Origin of the sequence: Pseudomonas sp. RC3H12 (genome assembly GCF_018596375.1) — a bacterium.
Lineage (GTDB): Bacteria > Pseudomonadota > Gammaproteobacteria > Pseudomonadales > Pseudomonadaceae > Aquipseudomonas.
Window position 1 is genome coordinate 2,735,521 of the sequence record NZ_CP075595.1, and the last position, 16,350, is coordinate 2,751,870.

11 protein-coding genes and 1 riboswitch are annotated in these 16,350 nt (G+C 65.8%); of the genes, 3 read left to right on the forward strand and 8 right to left on the reverse strand.

What is annotated here, in order from left to right; translation table 11 throughout:
- Positions 1 to 20: 20 nt before the first annotated feature.
- Both KHO27_RS12395 and KHO27_RS12400 read right to left on the reverse strand, forming a co-directional pair.
- On the reverse strand, positions 21 to 542 hold the full coding sequence (locus KHO27_RS12395; RefSeq protein WP_046855088.1) for a GNAT family N-acetyltransferase: 522 nt from the start codon (positions 540 to 542) through the stop codon (positions 21 to 23).
- A 65-nt stretch (positions 543 to 607) separates the two neighbouring features.
- A complete protein-coding gene (locus KHO27_RS12400; protein ID WP_102684116.1) occupies positions 608 to 1,105 on the reverse strand; it encodes a PaaI family thioesterase in 498 nt (165 codons plus the stop codon).
- Between the two features lie 188 nt (positions 1,106 to 1,293).
- A riboswitch (cobalamin riboswitch) is annotated at positions 1,294 to 1,498 on the forward strand.
- A gap of 107 nt (positions 1,499 to 1,605) precedes the next feature.
- On the opposite strand from KHO27_RS12400, the gene KHO27_RS12405 reads away from it, so the two are divergent.
- The 3 genes from KHO27_RS12405 (at position 1,606) to KHO27_RS12415 (ending at position 6,254) form a co-directional block, all read left to right on the forward strand.
- A complete protein-coding gene (locus KHO27_RS12405) occupies positions 1,606 to 3,723 on the forward strand; it encodes a TonB-dependent receptor (RefSeq protein WP_214501909.1) in 2,118 nt (705 codons plus the stop codon).
- Between the two features lie 138 nt (positions 3,724 to 3,861).
- Positions 3,862 to 4,917, forward strand: a complete 1,056-nt coding sequence (locus KHO27_RS12410) for a GlxA family transcriptional regulator (RefSeq protein ID WP_110700718.1) — start codon at positions 3,862 to 3,864, stop codon at positions 4,915 to 4,917.
- Positions 4,918 to 5,048: 131 nt separating this feature from the next.
- Positions 5,049 to 6,254 (forward strand): NAD(P)/FAD-dependent oxidoreductase, encoded by a 1,206-nt coding sequence (locus KHO27_RS12415; protein WP_214501910.1) that lies wholly within the window; start codon positions 5,049 to 5,051, stop codon positions 6,252 to 6,254.
- Positions 6,255 to 6,272: 18 nt separating this feature from the next.
- Here KHO27_RS12415 and KHO27_RS12420 read toward each other — a convergent pair whose 3' ends face one another.
- The 6 genes from KHO27_RS12420 to KHO27_RS12445 form a co-directional block, all read right to left on the reverse strand.
- Positions 6,273 to 6,983 carry an HvfC family RiPP maturation protein gene (locus KHO27_RS12420; RefSeq protein ID WP_214501911.1) on the reverse strand — a complete coding sequence of 237 codons (711 nt, stop codon included), beginning with the start codon at positions 6,981 to 6,983 and terminating at the stop codon, positions 6,273 to 6,275.
- 4 nt (positions 6,984 to 6,987) lie between these two features.
- A complete protein-coding gene (locus KHO27_RS12425) occupies positions 6,988 to 7,809 on the reverse strand; it encodes an HvfB family MNIO-type RiPP peptide maturase (RefSeq protein ID WP_214501912.1) in 822 nt (273 codons plus the stop codon).
- Positions 7,810 to 7,906: 97 nt separating this feature from the next.
- Positions 7,907 to 8,395 carry an HvfA family oxazolone/thioamide-modified RiPP metallophore gene (locus tag KHO27_RS12430; RefSeq protein WP_110700726.1) on the reverse strand — a complete coding sequence of 163 codons (489 nt, stop codon included), beginning with the start codon at positions 8,393 to 8,395 and terminating at the stop codon, positions 7,907 to 7,909.
- A gap of 167 nt (positions 8,396 to 8,562) precedes the next feature.
- A complete protein-coding gene (locus KHO27_RS12435) occupies positions 8,563 to 9,123 on the reverse strand; it encodes a DUF4174 domain-containing protein (protein WP_110700728.1) in 561 nt (186 codons plus the stop codon).
- 209 nt (positions 9,124 to 9,332) lie between these two features.
- Positions 9,333 to 13,862, reverse strand: coding sequence for an NEL-type E3 ubiquitin ligase domain-containing protein (locus tag KHO27_RS12440; RefSeq protein ID WP_214501913.1), 4,530 nt, complete (start codon positions 13,860 to 13,862; stop codon positions 9,333 to 9,335).
- A 77-nt stretch (positions 13,863 to 13,939) separates the two neighbouring features.
- Complete coding sequence (locus KHO27_RS12445) at positions 13,940 to 16,300, reverse strand: DNA polymerase II (protein WP_110700733.1); 2,361 nt, start codon at positions 16,298 to 16,300, stop codon at positions 13,940 to 13,942.
- Between the last annotated feature and the right edge of the window lie 50 nt (positions 16,301 to 16,350).

The following is a 16,350-nucleotide window of genomic DNA, read 5'->3' on the forward strand; positions in this document are numbered from 1 at the left end:
TGCCTTCGCGTTGGGAGCCTTCAATCTAGATGATCTTCGGCCATCCTGACCATCACCCAGTCGCGGTGCCGCTCGTCGCCGCAAGGGAAGATCGCCTCGCCCACCTTGCGAAAGCCGTTGCGCTGATAGAAACCGATCGCCCGAGCGTTCAGCTCATTAACTGTCAGGCGCGCCTGGCCATCGACCTGGGCCAGGGTGGTGGCGAGCAACAATTGCGCGGCGCCGGTGCCATGGGCGCAGGGTAGTACATAGCAGCGGGAGATTTCCGCCAGTTGATCGGCTTCGGCAATGCCCAGCTTGCCGGGCGCCAGGTCGAGCATGCTGTAGCCCAGCACCTGGCCATCCCGTTCGACCACCAGCAACCGCTTGTGCGGGTGCTCCAGGTGCGCCTGGAAATGTTCGGGCTGGAGATGGTGGGCGATGTAGTGTTGCTGGGCGCTGACCGCGCTATCGGGCGGGCTGGCCAGGGCGAAGGTCGCCTGGCCGACAAGGCTCAGGGCCACGCAGTCTTCGTCACGGGCCGGGCGAATCTGGTAGGGCATGGCAACATCCTGTCGGGCAGCCGGGTCACGTTCGACAATGCCAGCCCCACCCCATCGGTGCAAGTTCAGGCGTCGCCATGGGCCTGGCGCTTGAGCTTCTCGGTGTCGACCCGCACAAATACCGAATCGGCGGTGACAGTCAGTACATCCCCGGCCCAGACCTCGCAGATCACCCGGGTCTTGCGCCCCAGCTCGCCCTCGACCCGAGCCTTGAGCAGCAGTTCGACGCCCATGGGCGTGGGCTTGAGGTAGGTCAGGCCAAGCTGGCCGGTGACGCAGTCGATACGTGGCAAGGTGCCAGGTTCGCGGCCTTCGGCACGGTAGTGACAGGCCATGGCGGTCCAGTTGGAGTGGCAGTCGACCAGCATGGCCAGCAGGCCACCGTAGACCAGGCCGGGCCAGCCGGTGAAAGTCGGGTCGGGGGTATGCCGGCACGACAGGTGGATGCCGTCGGCGTCCCAGTGGCTCTGCACATGCAGGCCGCTGGGGTGGGAACAGCCGCAGCCGTAGCAGATGCCTTCGGGGGCGGCGAGTTGTTGCAGGGACAGGGCGTGCTCGGTCATACGCGTCCTTGGCTTGTTGGTGTTGGATAAGGAGGCTGGCTGCCGATGGTAGCGCCCTGCGCGGCCTGCGCCAATGCACGAGGCCTGGCCGCAGACAATACCTGCCTGACGGCAACCGCTCTGAACCGCGATTCAGCAAGATTCAGCCCACCCATCCAGACGATTGACTCCCTGCCCGTTCGGTGGTCAGATGCGCGCCAGTTTCAGGTGCCCTGCGCCGCCGCGCGCAAGGTGAAACGGGAAGCCGGTGAGTCGATACCACGACAAGTCCGGCGCTGCCCCCGCAACGGTAAGCGAGCGAACCCTTCGACAGACCACTGTGCACACGCATGGGAAGGTGAAGGCTTCACGACCCTCGCAAGCCCGGAGACCGGCCTGAGGCTTCACTTGGCAACCCGCGGTGGGCGGGCGCAGGCCGGTATTCGCGTGCGCGCCTGCGCGCGCTTCGCCGTTGCGTGTTTTCCACCGGGATCCATTCTTTCCTGCAGCAGTGGAACGACATGTCCCGTATCAACAAGCTTCACACCCTGGCGGCCTGCCTGGCCGTGTCCCTGCCGGCGCTGGCCGACGAGCAGCCCAGCCCTGCGCTCACCCTGCCCTCCACGGCGATCACCGACAGCCGCGACCCGCAGACCGTCGACCTGGCCACCCCCACCCAAGCCGGTTCACGCCTGAACCTCAGTGCCCTGGAAACCCCGGCGAGCACCAGCAGCATCACCGCCGCGCAAATCCAGCAGCGCAACAACACCACGGTGCAGGATGCCGTGACCCGCTCGCCGGGCATCACCTTCATCGGTACCCCTGGCGATGGCGGCACCGGCTTGTCGGCGCGCGGTTTCACGGGCCAGAGTTCGGTGATGACCCTGTTCGACGGGGCGCGCCTGTACGCCGGCGCCGGCACCCTCACCTACCCGGTCGATCCCTGGATGGTCGAGCGTATCGATGTGATCCGTGGGCCTGCCTCGGTGCTGTATGGCGAGGGCGCTACGGGGGCTGTGGTCAACGTGATCCCGAAAAAGCCCTTCAGCGGTGATATCCGCAACCACCTGCGCCTGGGCTACGGCTCCTGGGACCGCCAGCAACTGGGCCTGGACAGCGGCGGCAGTCTGAGCGAGCGCCTGAGCTACCGCGCCACCCTGAACCAGCAGGCAGGCAACGGCTGGGTCGACCGCACCGATTCGCGCAGCCTGGCGTTTTCCGGCGCACTGCGCTTCGATGCCAGTGACGACCTGAGCTTCACCTTGTCCCACGAACGCGGCGACGCACAACCTGCCAACTACTACGGCACGCCGCTGATCGACGGCCATCTGCGCAGCAGCGTGCGCAACAAGAACTACAACGTCAGCAATGACCAGCAGCGCTACCACGATGAGTGGACACGGCTGACCAGCGACTGGAACATCAGCGACAGCATCAGCGCCAGCAACCAGCTGTACTACATCAAAAGCCGTCGCCACTGGCGCAATGCCGAGGAATACGCCTGGGATGCCGGTGTGATCCAGCGCCGCAGTTTCCTGGAGATCAAGCACAACCAGGAGCAGATCGGCGACCGCCAGAGCTTCACCTTCGATCACTCGCTGTTCGGCCTGGCCAGCAAGACCGTGGTGGGCGCCGAGTACAACAAGATCCGCTTCAACATCGACAGCAACTCACCCTATGAGGATGGCTACACCGACCCGCTCGACCCTTGGCGGCCGGCGCCCGGCGGGTTCCACAGTGCCGATCCGACGCGCCCGCAGACGCTGTCGAAAACCAGCACCTTCTCGCTGTTCGCCGAAAACCGCACGCAACTGACCGAGCGCCTGTCGCTGGTCACCGGCATACGCCGCGACCAGAACCACATCGACCGCAACGACCTGGTGAAGGACACTCGCGAAGACCAGAGCCTGCGTGGCGGCAACTGGCGCGCCGGCCTGGTGTACGCGCTGACTGACGATCTGTCGGTGTACGGCCAGTACTCCACCAGCGAGGATGGTGTCGGTGACCTGCTGACCCTGCGCCCGGAGCAACGCCTTGAACTGACCGAAGCCAAGCAGACCGAATTCGGCCTCAAGCAACGGTTCTGGGACGGACGCGGCGAATGGACGTTGGCGGCCTACCACATCGTCAAGAAGAAGCTGCCGGTGTACGACGTGGTCTCCAAGCGCAGCCAGCAGGCAGGCCAACAGACCTCCGATGGCCTGGAGGCAAGCCTGGAGCTGGCACTGGGCAATCAATGGCAACTGTCGGGCAACGCAGCCTTGGTGCGCGCCAAGTACGATGACTTCACTCAGCTCAGCCGAGGCGTTTCCTACGACCGGTCTGGCAACCACCCTCAGGACGTCCCACGTCGAACCGCCAACCTGTGGCTGAGCAAAGGCTTCGGGCAAAGCGTCGACACCGGTATTGGCCTGCGCTACGTAGACGCCCGCTATACCAGCGCCGCCAATGACCAACGCGTGCCGGGCTACACCGTGGTCGATGCCAACATCGGCTGGCAGGTGCTACCCGACGTGCGCCTGGGCCTGCAGGTGAACAACCTGTTCGATCGCGAGTACGCCCAGTCGAGCTACAGCGGCGAACAGTGGCTGCTGGGCGCACCGCGCTCGTATTTCGCCACGGTGGACTACAGCTTCTAGGTCGGCCAGGTAACAGCGTGGGAGCGGGCTTGGCCCGCTCCCACAAGAGCCCAGGTCTGACGGCCATCGCGTCGTGCTTGAACATCATCGCGCCACCTGCTCGACTAGGGCCTACGCCCCGTCCACAAGCAGCGCGCCATGACCGACATCCCGCAAATTCCCGCAGCGCCCGTGCACGCGCTTGACCAGCCGCGCACCTTGCTGTTCCTCGCCTACCCGCAGATGGGCCTGCTCGACCTCAGCGGCGCGCAGACGGTGTTCTGGGCCGCGACCAAGGCCCGCGCCGCGCGCGGCCTGCCCGGCTACCGGGTGGTCACTGCCAGCCTCGAAGGGGGCCTGGTGGCCACCGCCGAGGGCCTGGCCGTCGCCACCGAGCCACTGGCGCCCTGGCTGCACGAGCCCTTCGACACGCTGGTCGTGCCCGGCGCCCCGGAGATCGTCCGCACCCTCCCCGATCACGCCGAGCTGGTCGCCTGGCTGGCCCAGGCCGCCCAACGCGCCCGACGTACCGCTTCGGTATGCAGCGGTACCTTTCTGCTGGCCGCCGCTGGCCTGCTTGATGGCCGCCGGGCCGCCACCCACTGGGCGATGTGCGATGCCCTGCACCGACGCTTCCCGGCCATCGAGGTGGATGCCGAATCGATCTTCGTGCAGCAGGATCAGGTGTGGACTTCGGCCGGCGTCAGCGCCGGCATCGACCTGGCGCTGGCCCTGGTCGAGGCCGACTGCGGCCGCGAGGTGGCCATGCAGGTGGCCCGCGAATTGGTGGTGTTCCTCAAGCGCCCCGGCGGCCAGGCGCAGTTCAGCGAACTGCTCAAGGCCCAGGGCGAGGACAGCGACGCCTTCGAGGCCCTGCACCTATGGCTCAGCGAGCACCTGGGCGACCCGCGGCTGACGGTCGAGCGGCTGGCCGAGCAGGCGCGCATGAGCCTGCGCAACTTCACCCGGGTGTACAAGCACAAGACCGGCCGCACCCCGGCCAAGGCCATCGAGGTGTTCCGCCTGGAGGCGGCGCGCCGCTTGCTGGAAAACTCCGACCAGCATATCGAGCAGGTCGCCCGCCAGTGCGGGTTCGGCAGCGAGGAGCGTATGCGCCTGGCGTTCCAGCGCCACCTGGCGGTAACCCCGCGAGACTATAGGGCGCGCTTCGCCCGCAGCGTGCCGCTGGCCGAAATCCAGGGTTCTTTGGCCTAGGGGCAAACCGAGGGGGCGCTTAGCATCTGCACCACGCCTGTCGGGCCGCAATCCAGGCTCACCCCCAAGGCGTACCCTTTTTCCACTGCCGCAGCGACAACATCCATAATCGCGGCATCCAGGAGCCCCTCATGAAACAGATCCTGATCATTGGCGCAGGCTTCGCCGGGCTGTGGAGCGCCCTCGGCGCCGCCCGCCTGCTCGACCTGCACAAACGCGACGACGTGCTGATCACCGTGCTCGCCCCCCAGGCGGAGCTGCACATCCGCCCACGCTTCTACGAACCCGACGTACACACCATGGCCGCTCCCTTGCAGGCGGTGTTCGACGCGGTCAACGTGCGCTTCGTCAAAGGCACGGCCTACCACATCGACCAGGCCAGCCAGGAGGTGGCCTATCGGCAGACGGGTGGTATCGAGGCCAAGCTGGGTTACGACCGCCTGATCATGGCCTGCGGCAGCCTGCTCAACCGCCCGGCGCTGGCAGGCTTCGACCAGCACGCCTTCGATGTCGACAAGATCGACTCGGCCACCCGCCTGGAAGAACACCTCAAGTCCCTGGCCGCCCGCCCCGACAGCCCCGCACGCAATACCGTGGTGGTGGCCGGTGGCGGCTTCACCGGCATCGAGACCGCCACCGAGCTGCCCAGCCGGTTGCGAGCGATCCTGGGCGACAAGGTCAAGCCGCGCATCGTCGTGGTCGACCGCGGCGCGAAGATCGGCGCCGCCCTGGGCGACGGCATTCGCCCGGCCATCGAACAGGCATCGGCGGCGCTGGGGATCGAGTGGATCTGCGGCGCCACGGTGGCCTCGGTGGATGGCGGCGGCGTGCTGCTGGACAACGGTGAACGCATCGCCGCCAACACCGTTGTTTGGACCGTGGGCTTCAAGGCCAACCCACTGACCGAGCAGATCAGCGGCGAACGCGACCGCCAGGGCCGCCTGCATGTGGATGGCAACCTCAAGGTCATCGGCAACCCGACGGTGTACGCCGCGGGCGATGTGGCCTACGCTGCCTGCGACGAGGTTGGCAACTTCGCAGTGATGTCCTGCCAGCATGCCATTCCGCTGGGCCGCTACGCTGGCAACAATGCCGCCGCCGAGCTGATCGGCGTGGCACCGATGACCTACAGCCAGCCCAAGTACGTCACCTGCCTGGACTTGGGCGCCTGGGGCGCTGTGTACACCGAAGGCTGGGAGCGCACCGTTTCGCCGCCGACGGACAAGGCCGAGGCCAAGCAGCTCAAGCAGCAGATCAATTCGGTATGGATCTATCCGCCGGCGGCTGACCGCGCGGCAGCGCTGGCGGCAGCCGATCCGTTGATCCCGGTGGCCTGACGGTACATCTGCGCGCGCCTACAGGGCATCTCGAGTACCCACGATGATGCCCTGCTCACGCAACTGCCTCAGCATCTGCAGCCCTTGCTGCAGGTGCTGACTCCCCAGCGCCCGCAAGCGCTCGCGCCCGGTACCGGGCAAGCCCACCAGCAGCTGCCAGGCCAAAGGCGCCAACCGGGCGAAGCGTACCTGCAGGTTGGCGTCGCGGTACACCAGCAACAAGGTGGGCTGCTCCGGCGCCTCGTCGGGTTGATACTCGGGACCGATGCGCTCCACCGGCCAGCGGTAGGCCAGCACCCGCGCCACGCACGACAGCAGCGGCTCGCCGACCAGCAGGTCGCCGTCCGGGTCGTGCGGCGGATCCTCGGCGTCGCTCAGGTACAGCTGCGCTTCGATCCATTCGTAGTGCGCCAGCTCCAGCTGCCAGGGAGCGTCCGGCGCGACGCCCTGCAGGTAGTCGATGAAGGCTTCGGCTACTTCGGTGAACAGCGGCGTCTGGCTACGGTAATGGGCGTAGAAGTCACGCACCCGGGCATGCCAGCGCTGATCGCCAAGGGTCCGGCGCATCACTGGGAAACTGCCGGCCAGCAGCCCTTCGATGGCGCCGTAGAACAGTTCGCGGTAGACCTTCAGGCGCCGCGCCTCGATCCCGGGCGGCGGCGGGTTGCCGACCGGGTCGCGCAGGTGGCGGGCCAGGGTGAACTGCTGGTGGCGCAGGGTTTCGATCATGGTCTTACGCTCCATGGGCACGTTGCACGTCGCGGATGCGCGCCGTCTCGGCCAGCAAGTCGGCCAGCGGCGGGTAGTTGAAGTCGCGCTCGAGCACGGTGGGTTGCGCGCCGAAGCGCTGGCAGGCGACGGCGAACAAGGCCCAGACATCCTCCTTGACCGGCGCGCCGTGGGTGTCGACCTTCAGGCCCGGCGCTTCGTCATAGTGACCGGCCACATGCATGCCCACCACCCGCTCGCGGGGAAGGCCGGCGAGGAAGGCCCGGGCGTCGTAACGGTGGTTGCAGGCGTTGACGAAGACGTTGTTGACGTCCAGCAGCAGGTCGCAGTCGGCCTCGTCGAGCACGGCGCGGACGAAATCCAGCTCGGCCATCGCCTGGTACGGCGCGGCGTAGTAGCTGATGTTCTCCACGGCGATGCGCCGGCCAAGGATGTCCTGGACCTGGCGGATACGGGCGGCCACATGGTGGACGGCCTCGTCGGTGAACGGAATCGGCATCAGGTCATAGAGGTGACCGTCGTCGCTGCAATAGCTCAGGTGCTCGCTGTACATCCGCACCTGGTGGCGGTCGAGGAACTGCCGGGTGCGCTGGAGGAAGCCTAGGTCCAGCGACGCGGTGCCACCCAATGACAACGACAGGCCGTGGCAGGCGATGGCAAAGCGCTCGGCCAGGCGCGCCAGGCCCTGGCCGAAGGCGCCGCCGACACCGATCCAGTTCTCCGGGGCGCACTCAAGGAAGTCCACTGCGCCCGCCTCCATGGTCAGCAGGTCGGGCAGCAGGCCGCGGCGCAGGCCGAGACCGGTGTGCAAGGTGTGTTGGGGCATGGTCGGAGGGTTCCGTATGGCAGGGATCGACATCGCTGGGCCAGCCCGCCCCCACAGGGCAAATGCCGGTGGGAGCGGGCTGGCCCCGCGACAGGCTTCAGGACCTGGTCAGGTGGCTGAACAACCCGTCGGGCATCGCCTTGCCATTGGCCTTGTAGATCGCCGCCAGGTGATCGTGGGCCTCCTGCTCGGAAATGAAGCCATCGTGGTTGCGGTCGATCTTGTCGAAGTCGGCCGCCCGGTCCTTGGCCACGGCCAGGAACTCCTCGCGCGAGACCTTGCCATCATGGTTGCTGTCGGTGCGGGCGAACGAGGCGTCGCCGCACTTGCCCTCACCGCACTTGCCCTCGGCACCGGCCTTGGCGCTGGCGCCACACTTGCCCTCGCCACATTTGCCTTCGCTTTGCGTGACCTTGCCGCTGGCACCGCATTTGCCCTCACCGCACTTGCCTTCGCCAGGGGTCTTGGCAGCGGCCAGCTGGTAGCCCTGGGCCAACGGTTCTACCGCGAAGGCGCTGTTGCCCAGGACCATGCCGCCGAGCAGGGTGGCGCCGAGCAGGCCGAGGGTTTGACGGGTCGTTTTCATGGTGTCGCTCCACTGTGGTTGGAAAGTGGAGCCATTGAGCCGCAGCGGTGTGTCGTCGATGTATCGGAGCGGGCGTGGTTTTGTATGGCAGTGGGTCGGGGCGAGGCGCAGATACACAGGGATACAAGAACGGCCTTCTGCTCGTGCAGAGGGCCGTGACAGAGGCGTCAGTCTTCCAGCGGCTTGGGCGGCGCGGCAGGTTTGGCGGGCTTGCTCGGCTTGGCCTTGCTGTCCTTGGCCTTGGGCTCGGCTGGTGCAGCGGCTACCGGCTCCGGCGCTGTCACCGCCTGCTCGCTGGCCGGCAATTCATCGACTGCCTTGAAAATAACTTGCGGGTCGAGCTTCTCGCCGCTGTCGTCGTCCTTGAGCACATGGCGCTCGCCATCCTTGCCCACCAGGATCACCTTGGTGCCTTTGCTGGCTCCCAGCTTGAGCTCTCGGATCAACGCCATGGTGGTCTGCTGCTCGAGGTTCTTGTCCTCACGCTTGCCCATCATGTTGGCGACGCTGTACAGCACCAGGCCACGCTCCTTGAATCCGGCCTGGGTCGCAGGCTTTTTCAGCGCCTCTTCCAGGCCACGCAGGGTCGGGTCGGCTGAACTCGGGGCAATGACCACCAATGGCCTGGCCTTGCCCAGTTCCTTGGCCAGCGGGGCATCGCTGTCGGCGGCGTGCAAAGGGCCGGCTACGGCAAGCAAGGTGGCGAGGGTCAGTGACCGAACGAGCATGCGCATCTCCTTATTCTCTCGATAAACCAAAGACTGCAGATCAGGGAGAAAGATCCGGGCCGGGAGCCTAAACCAAGTGTTCATCTATCTGCTGGGGTCAAAGGTAACCAGCGGTTTCGGCAACCCTCGCAGATCTTGCTGACACCCTTTACGGAATCACCACTCCCAACCTTGAGCGTAGTCCAAAGCCATCATGCTCCGAAGGGAACTCAGCGAACGAAGATTTCCTGCTCGACAACCAGCTCCAATGCATGACGAGTCATTTCAAGCATCATCGTGCGCTCGGCTAGCGCCTGCGTCTCCTGTACCTGGCCGATCTGCTCCAGCCGAGCTGCTTCCGATAGACTCCGATCCGCCATCAGTGCCTCCACGCGGGCGTGATAGGGCGCATTGAAGGCATCGAAGCGTGCCTGATAGACATGGCGCAGGTGCCGGCACCAAAAATCCCTCTCGGCCAACGACCGTGCCACCGTCTCGCTACTCTCTGCCGCCAGCACACGCTCACGCGCCTGCGCGACCTGCTGCATGCCGACACCTGCAAAGTCGCGGAACAACATATCATTGATCCGCAGCGGCAAGTCCAGATCGCGGCGCAGCGCCAGCCGATACGCCAGTACCACCTCGATTTCGTCCGGGTTCCCGCCTGCCGCTCGCCGTGCCTGAACATCTTCCAGGGCGATACGATCGACGGCGTCCAGCCGCCACAGCTGACGCCCAAGATGCAGCAAGGCCCGTTCACGATTACCCACAACGCTGCCCTGCTGCGCCTGCCTCACCAGCAAACGCACTTCCAGGTCGCTGAAACGCAGGGTAATGCTGTCCTGGCAGGTGACATCCCGGGCGCAGGCGAACAGTTCATTGCATAGCTCTGCATCCGCATCCATCGCCTGGAGCATCTCCAGTACCCGAAAGGCGAGATCGCGGGCACCGACAGGGCTGCGAAAGTCGGCCGATTCCGTCAAGCCCGTGAGCAGGTCGAAAAACGCTTCGCCGTGTTCGTTGCCGTCCACCAGCGCCCAGGCCGAACCCAACTCATCGCGGTGCCTATCCTCGATCGCATCGAGCCAGCGCATACGCGCCGGGATGTCAGGCTCAATCAATTGCACAGGTGCAACCGGCAGAGCCAAGGCTGCCAGCAACCGCTGACGCTGCTCGGACGTCAAGGGGTTGCCCTGCAGCCACACCCGGCCCCTGGTCCAAAGCTGTGCTTGATAAAAACCTTCGGGCAACGCGGTGATGAGGTTGTCGCGCACATCGAGCGTAACCAGCCGCTGGCACTCCAGCGTACCGTGAGGCAGAGCGGCGATCCTGCTGCCGCTCAAACGCAATTCGTTGAGCTGCGTCATCGCATGCACCGAGAACGTGCGCCCGAGCGGGTTGTGGGAAAGATTCAGGTAGGTGAGCGCTTCGCAACCGGCGAGCACTGCGCTTTGACCAGGATCCAGCGCGATCTGGTTGTTGCACAGGTCCAGGCACTGCAACTGGCGCATATGCTGCAATTGCGCCGGCAGACGAGTTAGCCTGTTGCCGGGCAGCTCCAGTACTCTGAGATTGGCAAACGCCTGGAGAAAACTGTCGGGAACCGCTTCCAGTTCCATGCCGCGCAATGACAGGATCGCAACGCGACTTAGACGGATTTGATCCGGCAGTTCCGGGAGGACGCCTGGCTTGGCGCCCATCTGGCTCCACCAGAGCTCGATCGGAGGGAAGCGATGAACGGACTCTTCGAACGTACTGCGTTGCCAGCACCGCATGAGCGCGTCACCGAAGTAGCGGCGCTGCTCCCGGGCCTCGCCACCCGAAACGCTTCTGATCCAGCGGTCCATGTGCTGGCGCAACAGTTCGGATTGCGCACGCACCGTCGCCAGGACCTCCTCGACGGGCCGCCCCGAGGCCTGGACCGCGCTGATCCACCTATCGAGCTCTGCCTGCTCCAGGGCTGGAAACAGGCCGTGCACCCTGTCGATCAGGGCCTGCGGCCTGCCCCTGCGCCACCCTCCGCCGGGCTGGCGCCCGCTCAGCAGATAACCGAAGCGACCGTCCTGCAGCCGCGATGGCGCGCGCAAGGCACCTGGCCGCGCAGGTGACAGCAGGCGCTCCACGGCCTGCCGGTCGGCAACGGCGCGCCGCCGCACCGCCAGGCGCAGGCTGGCGGCAAAAGGTGCGTCCAGGCCCAGCGCCGTGAGTTGGTCAGCGTCGTAGGCAGCGGCCATGACCTCGAACAGGTCACCAGCCTCTCCCACGGTGTTGCCCTGTGGATCCAGGCGCACAAACCGGCCATCGAGGTGCAACAGGCCGGTCGCCGTCGCGGGGTCGCCGCCCGCGACCAGCGCCGTCCCACCGACATGCTCGTCCAGCAGGCGCCAGCGTATGGACCTGGAAGCGCCCGTCACCCCTTCGAGCAGCCCGATCACCACCCGCGCAAGGTCCGCTGACTGCGGCATGTCGTAATGCAGGGCCTCCAGAACCCGCACCGTACGGATCCGCGCGACGCTCGCCGTGGCACTCTCGGCAAGGCGCATGGGTATCCTGCCGGTTTCGACCAGGCGCCGGTAGTCGTCGACATCGGCACCTTCCAGCAAGGCCTGCGCCGCTCGTCTGTGCAAGCCTGTAAAGATCCGTCGCAGCGTGGCGATAGCGACCGTATCGGCTTCCTGCCCACTGTCGTACAGCGCCTGCAACAACCGCCGCCGGTACACTCCAATCTGCCCGGCAAGCCGCGCGCCCTCCAGCCCAGGTATTTCCGACAAACGCCGGGCATGGCGCAGCAGCTCATGATCCTCGCTGCCCACTCCGGAACGTAGATCCATGATCGCCCGACCTATGCGCGCCTCCAGGAGCAGGCGTTCGACGCTGTCACAGAGCCAGGGATCGGGCACCTGGTTTTCCATATGCAAGACCCGCAGATTGCCTGTGCCAATCCCGTGAATACTCAATGCTGCGTCAACCCTGGCAGCATCCAGTTCGCTGAACGGTCTGCCCAATCGACGAAACATCAGGCGTGCGCCCTGCCAGCACGACGGCTGCGCACTGGCCAACCGCCAAGCTCCGGCACCGTTGCCACGCAACACAGGGCCGAAGCCTGCCCGGGGGCGCAATTGCCACGCGCCATCCACGCTGTGCTGCTGCACCGGATAGTGCTGCCCATCCATCTCGATGAACGCTTGCCCAGCAAGCCGCTGGACGCCATCGCTATCTTGCCGCGCAGCCAACGGTGGCGCCTCACTGCGATAGGCCGCCAAGTCCTGGTTCCACAGTTTCGTCTCGCCATTTTCCATTTGCGCCGGCACCAGGCTGTCGACCAGCAGCGAACGCCCCCACGCATGACGCACGGCCGACACCCCGGCCGCAGTCGCCGCCACCACGGCCAGATCGCGTACCACATGCGTAAGATGGTCGAGAGCGGCAGAGGTATCGCCGTCCTGCCAATCCTCGACGCCATGGAAAACCTCGGTGAGCAGATCCCAGGCAAAGACCGCGAGCAATGCAGCGCCGACAACAGGGATGAAAAAACCTGCCAGGCCCACAAGCAACCACCCCTGCGCGGCAAGGTACCGGTCATGGGCCTGCTGCACCGCTCGATCGAGTTGTGCCACGGGCGGCGCGATCACTGCGGCGTCATCCTTGATCTGCGCGATACGCGCCGCCGCCAGATGGTCGAACAGCGGTTGTGGCATGGGGCGCATGTGTACCTGGAGGTCGCGGGTAGCCCAGATCGCCACATCCCGGTACAACTCGATGACGGCCGAAAAGAAGCGATGGCTGTCGCGGCGCCTCAGAAAACGGCTGAAGAACTTCAGGTAGGCGCCATCGCGCAAGTGGCGACCCAGCCGCTTGTGGCTAAGGTGCTCCAGGTCGGGATGGGCACTCCAGGGGCCGTGTGGATCACCCGGGATGTAGCAGAGGATGCGCTTGCTGGTATTGCGCAACCAGCCCTGATCGACGACGTCGAACACGATGATCTGCTCCAGCGCGCACTCCAGCACGCGCAGTTGCTTGACAACCACCGGCGCCCCGTCCAGGGCCTGCGGCTCGCCATTGCGGCACACGCGCAGCAGCAGGTTGAGCTCGGCGGCGCTCAGGATGCCATCGGCATTGGCCTTGCACGCATCGACGACAAGCGTGGAATGCAGCAACCGCGCCAGCAACTCGCGCATGCTTTGCTCGCCGGGCGGGTCAAGGACTGCGTCCAGGTGGCGCTGGTAGCGTGCGCCAGCATCCAGTTCGCGGCATAACCGGGCAAACCCGATCGCGCTGGGCTGGTCAAGACGCCCCCCGGCCTCGTCGAACAGGCCGTTGCCACGCGGCTGGCCGTTGGGCATGGACTCGCTGGCGACGAAATTGCGCAGTATGGCTTCCACCAGCGGTACCTGCGCATAGTCAGTACCCGAAACCGGAACCCGAGTGGTGAAATACTGACCGCGCAACGGCACCGGATACCCTTGGCGAAACCACAGGGTGCCGACATCCAACCCTGGGGTGAATCGTTTGTCGAAGACATCCTGCAAGGCGGCACCGACAAACGCTTCGATCCCCTGCACACGTCCCCAACGCGTCTGCAGCCGTTGCCGGCAGTCAAGGCTGGTCTTGAGGGCGGCGCTCAATTCCGCCAGAGGGGCATCGCCAAGCCTGTGCAACCACTCAGGCAGCCGCTTGGCGATCAGGCCATCCTGGAATGCCTGTTCGAGCCTGAGCGTGTCGTCGCTTTGCGCAACCCCTGAATCGCTGTCGGTGGGCATGCGTGGTCTCCTTGTGCTGGAGGCCACAGCTTAGGGACAGCTGCCTTGCACCTCGCACTAGCCGGCTACCACCGCACTCAGAACAGCGCTAGTTGACGATCGATCAGCGCCGCGAAGTCATCGGCGACAAAGGGCAGGATGGCATCGGCCACCGGTTGCAACTGGCGCGTCAGGTAGTGGTCGTAGTCCAAGGGCGCCTGGCGGTTCTCCAAGGGCTCCGGGCCGGCCGTGGTGATGACATAGCTGATCCAGCCGCCGCGCTGATACTGCAATGGGCGCCCGAGGCGGGCGTTGTACTGGTCCGCGAGCCGCGCTGCGCGCACATGCGGCGGCACGTTGCGCTGGTAGTCGGCCAGCGGCCGACGCAGGCGCTTGCGATAGACCAGCAGTTCATCCTGCTCACCGGCCAGGGTGCGCTCGATATAGCCGCGCACATAGTCGCGATACGGCTGGCCCCGAAACACCCGGCCATAGAGCTCCTGCTGGAACTGTCGGGCCAGGGGCGACCAGTCGGTACGTACAGACTCCAGGCCCTTGTAGACCATCTCCTCGCTGCCGTCGCCACGTCGTACCAGGCCGGCATAGCGTTTCTTGCTGCCTTCGTCGGCGCCACGGATGGTTGGCATGAGGAAACGCCGGTAGTGGGTTTCGTATTGCAGCTCCAGGGCGCTGTCCAGGCCCAGGGTCTCGGCCAGGTGGCGGCGCCACCACTGGTTGACCTCGGCCACCAGCTCGCGGCCGATGCGCGCCGCGCCCTCTTCGTCGTGGGCGCCTTTGAGCCAGACGAAGGTGGAGTCGGTATCGCCGTAGATCACATCAAAGCCCCGCGCTTCGATCAGTGTCCGGGTCTGGCGCATGATCTGGTGCCCGCGCATGGTGATCGAGGAGGCCAGGCGCGGGTCGAAGAAGCGGCAGCCGCTGGAGCCAAGCACGCCGTAGAAGGCGTTCATGATGATCTTCAGCGCCTGCGACAGCGGCGCGTTTCCGTCACGCTTGGCCGCCTCGCGGCCCTGCCACACCCGTTCGACAATCGCTGGCAGGCAATGCTGGCTGCGCGAGAAACGCCCGCCGCGAAAACCCTCCACCGAATGTGTGTCGTCCGGCTGGCGCAAGCCCTCGACCAGACCCACTGGATCGATCAGGAAGGTGCGGATGATCGAGGGGTAAAGGCTCTTGTAGTCGAGCACCAACACCGAATCGTACAGGCCGGGCCGCGAGTCCATGACAAAGCCGCCCGGGCTGGCCTCGCCCTCGACACTGCCCAGGTTGGGTGCGACATAGCCCAGGCGGTGCATGTGTGGGATGTACAGGTGGCAGAACGCGGCCACCGAACCGCCGCTGCGGTCCACGGCAAGGCCGGTGACCGATGAGCGCTCGAGCAGGAACTCCAGCAGCCGGGTATGGGCGAAGATCCGCGTGACCAGTTCGCAATCCTTGAGGTTGTAGCGGGCCAGGGCCGGCTTGTCCTCGGCGAACCGGCGGTTGATCTCGTCCATGCGCTGGTAGGGCGTATCGATGGCCTTGCCCTCGCCGAGCAATTGTTGCGCGACACTTTCCAGGCTGAACGAGGGGAAGCTCCAGGTCGCCGAGCGCAAGGCCTCGATACCGTCGATCAACAACCGGCCCGGCGCCTCGGCGAAGAAATGGCTGTGGCTGCCATGCTCGCGCAGGTGCATCGGCGCGCCGTCACGGCCCAGGCACAGCGGCACACTCAGGCGCTGGGCATGCTCATGCAGCAGACGCAGGTCGAACTGCACCAGGTTCCAGCCGATGATCGCATCGGGGTCGTGGCGGGCCAGCCACTGGTTGAGGCAGGTGATCAGTTCGGCGCGGTCGCTGCAGTAATGCAGGTCGAAATCCACCTCGCCGGCCTCGCCATTGGCCGGCCCGAGCATATAGACCTGACGCTGGCCGCAGCCTTCCAGGGCGATGCTGTACAGCTCGCCACGCTCGCTGGTCTCGATATCCAGCGACACCAGGCGCAGGTCCGGGCGATAGTCAGGGTCGGGCTTGAGCTGGGCATCGAGCAAGGTACCCTGATCGTCGGCGCGGCCATCGAAACGCACTGGCGCGGTGATGAAGCGCTCCATCAGGTAGCGCTCCGGCGGACGGATATCGGCTTCGAACACCTCGATGCCGGCGCCGCGCAGGCGTCTTTCCAGGGCGATCAGTTGGCGGTGCTGGCGGCAGTACAGGCCCATGACCGGGCGCAGATCGAAGTCGCGCAGTTGCAGCGGCTTGAGTTCGACCCCCTGCTCATCGGCCAGCAGCAAGCGGGCGTGTTCGGCCTGGGCGACGGGCAGGAAAGCCACCGAGGGCTGCGGGGTCAGGCGCACGCGCCGGGGCCCCTGGTCGGTGGCCAGCCAGAACTCCACGCAGGTGCCTTCGGGCGTGTCATGCCAATGGCGGGTCAGGACGAAGCCTTGTTGCAATTGCACTGCGGGGGAACCTCGGATCGCTGCTTTGTTCGCACCTGCCGATTGTAACT